The sequence below is a fragment of the Pseudomonas tremae genome, assembly GCF_001401155.1.
Taxonomy (GTDB): Bacteria; Pseudomonadota; Gammaproteobacteria; order Pseudomonadales; family Pseudomonadaceae; genus Aquipseudomonas; species Aquipseudomonas tremae.
Window position 1 is genome coordinate 1 of sequence record NZ_LJRO01000351.1, and the last position, 3186, is coordinate 3186.

Annotated in this window: 1 protein-coding gene and 1 pseudogene; both read left to right on the forward strand. The window is 55.7% G+C overall.

Features of this window, described 5'->3' with window-relative positions; genetic code table 11:
- On the forward strand, positions 1 to 2226 hold a 2226-nt coding region (locus ALO43_RS18835; RefSeq protein ID WP_157062343.1), incomplete at its 5' end, for an amino acid adenylation domain-containing protein.
- A 94-nt stretch (positions 2227 to 2320) separates the two neighbouring features.
- A pseudogene (locus ALO43_RS29240) lies at positions 2321 to 3171 on the forward strand (IS5 family transposase).
- Positions 3172 to 3186: the final 15 nt, after the last annotated feature.

Consider the following 3186-nt stretch of genomic DNA (forward strand, 5'->3'; position numbering starts at 1 on the left):
GACTGGGAGGTTGAGGCTGATCATAATCCCGTGGTGCCGACCATCAAGCCGCAGCACCTGGCCTATGTGATGTATACCTCAGGTTCCACTGGTAAACCCAAAGGTGTGGCCAACCAGCATAACGGCGTCGTAAACCGGTTGTGGTGGGCGCAGAGTGAATACCAGCTCGGGGCCGACGATTGTGTCTTGCAGAAGACTCCATTCGGCTTCGATGTATCGGTCTGGGAGATCTTTCTTCCTCTGCTTGCCGGAGCACAGCTGGTCATGGCCCGCCCCGGAGGCCATCAAGACCCTCACTACCTGATGGAAGTGATCGAGCGCCGAAGCATTAGCATGCTGCACTTCGTTCCTTCCATGCTGCAGGCCTTTGTCAATCAGACGCCAGCAGGGCGGTGTTCGACGCTCAAGCGAGTAATTTGCAGTGGAGAAACACTGCCGCATACTTTGCAATTGCAAAGCCAGGCGCATTTCCCGAAAAGCGAGTTGCATAATCTTTATGGACCCACCGAAGCAGCCATTGACGTCACTGCATGGCATTACGTGGCAGAGCAGGAGATCGGGATCGTTCCGATCGGCCGTCCGATAGCGAATACACGGATTTACCTGTTGGATATGCACGGCCAGCCAGTGCCCATCGGGATCAGCGCCGAGATTTATATCGGCGGAGTAGGGGTCGCCCGCGGTTATTTGAATCGACCGGAATTGACGGCGGAGCGTTTCCTGGAGGATCCGTTCAGTGCAGGGCCGGCGGCGCGGATGTACAGGAGCGGTGATCTGGGGCGCTGGCTGGCGGACGGCAATATCGAGTACCTGGGGCGTAACGACGATCAGGTCAAGCTCCGGGGCTACCGTATCGAACTGGGCGAGATCGAGTCGCAGCTTGCGGCTTGTCTCGGGGTCAGGGAGGCAGTGGTACTGGCGCGCGAGCACAGTCCCGGAGACAAACGCCTGGTGGCGTATCTGACAGCGCATGAAGGTGCCGTGTTGTCGGCGACGCAGTTGCGCGAGCAACTGTCGCAAGGGCTGGCCGAATACATGATTCCGAGTACCTTTGTAACGCTGGAGAGTTTCCCGCTAACGCCGAACGGCAAGCTGGATCGACGGGCATTGCCGGCGCCGGAAGACGACGCTTATGCCAGTCGTGGTTACGAGGCGCCGGTAGGTGAAATCGAGCATGCGCTGGCAGAGATCTGGAAGGCGTTGCTGGGGCTGGAGCGGATGGGTCGCCATGACCATTTTTTTGAACTGGGCGGGCATTCGTTACTGGCGGTGCAACTGGTTTCGTCCCTACGTGAGCGTTTCGAGGTCGAAGTGGCATTGGGCGATCTGTTCCTGCATCCGACAATCTGTGAACTTGCCGCGTCTTGTCTTAGTGGTTTGAACAAGTCTCTTCATCCGAATCTAACCACCATTCGCAAAGAGGGGACTCAATACCCCTTGTTCCTCATTCATGAAGGCTCAGGGGATATTGGTTATGCCCAACAGCTGGCGAAGCAAATTTCCTCTGATATCCCGGTGTATGGCTTTTCGGCGAGCGGACTGCAAATCGGAGAGGAGCACCTCACCACTATCGAGGCAATGGCCTCACGCTACATTCAGGGTATCCGCCATATACAGCCGGATGGGCCGTATCGCGTCGCCGGTTGGTCTGCCGGGGGAACGATCGCCTATGAAATTGCCCATCAGTTGATAGGGGCCGGTGCTACAGTAGAGTTTCTCGGGCTTATCGACACCACCAGTGACTATAGGCATTTGTTTAATGCGCAGGAGGTTGAACACGCTCATCCCTATGAGACGCCTGAGATCGAAGCCTTGTTGAGGCTTTTGTCCCCTGATGCACGTCACGGGGCTGTCAGCCACCTGGCTGCTGCTCGGGATTTCGAGGCCTTATTGGCTTATACGCAAGTTCAAGGTCTGCTTCCCGAAGGGATAGATAGTGATCTCGCAAAAAGATACCTGGCACTGATCCACAGTATCGGTCTGGCCCTCTACCGTTACGTTCCGCCAGCGCTACCGACACGCCTCACTTTATTCTCGGCGACCGGAGAAAGTCGCAGTGATATCAGCATTGGTTGGGGGGGGCTTATCCCCAAGGAGCAACTGCAAATCATCTCCGTCAGGGGAACTCATCACTCTATTTTGAAAGAACCCGACATTCGTGCTCTGGGACGGGCGATCCTTGAGGTAGTCACCAATAAGGGGGCAGCCAAAACCAGTTTAGTTTAGTGTGACTTTTTTTTGCCATCACCCGAAGCCCTAGGGTTTGTCTGAAAAGTCGCTTTGGCTAGAATGATGCCCTCTGGTTGCAAGGAGAGCCGGTATGACAAGCCGTTATGAAATTTCATCTAAGCGTTGGGCGATCATTGAAGCCATTGTTTCTCCTCAATACATGGTGCGGCCAAGGCGAGATGATCGTCAGATGCTTAACGGGATCTTCTGGATTTTGTGCTCTGGTGCCAAATGGCGGGATCTTCCAGAACGTTTCGGGCCTTGGAAGACCGGTTACTAGCGTTTCAGACAATGGCGTTACAACGGCACGTTCGAGCAGGTTCTGCGCCACCTTCATCTTCATTTGCGAGAAGACGGTTTCATCGATCTGGACACCTGTATGTTCGATTCCACGCCAATCTGGGCCACCCGAACAGCCAGCGGCGCTGGAAAAAAAGAGCCCGCAGGAACTGCCACATCACTGTCTCGGCCGAAGCGGGGGCGGGCTGAATACCAAGATATACCTAGCCTGCGACAGCCATGGCTTCCCGCTGGCCATCCTGCTGTCGCCTGGCGAACAGGCTGACTCGCGCTATTTCACGCCGTTGCTGGATCAGATCAGCCTTCCTGGCAGCAAGGGGCACCCGCGCAAGCATTGCCGTTATGTGCTTGCCGACAAGGGTCATGACAGCCAGATCTTGCGTCAGTACTGCGATCGCTAAGGCATGCAGCCGGTGATTCCTCTGCGCAGGATGCACCGCAAGCCTCGACCTGGCGTGCCTCGGCTGTTTGACGGGACTCAGTGCAGAAAACGCAACGGTATTGGGCGGCTGTTCAGCTTGCTCAAGGAAAAACGTCGGATCTGTACGCATTACGACAAACTGGCCAGTAGCTTTAAAGCCATGGTCACACTGGGTATGCATCGAAAGATGCTTGCGGGCTGACTTTTCAGACAATCCCTAGGGATGCTCCGAGCAA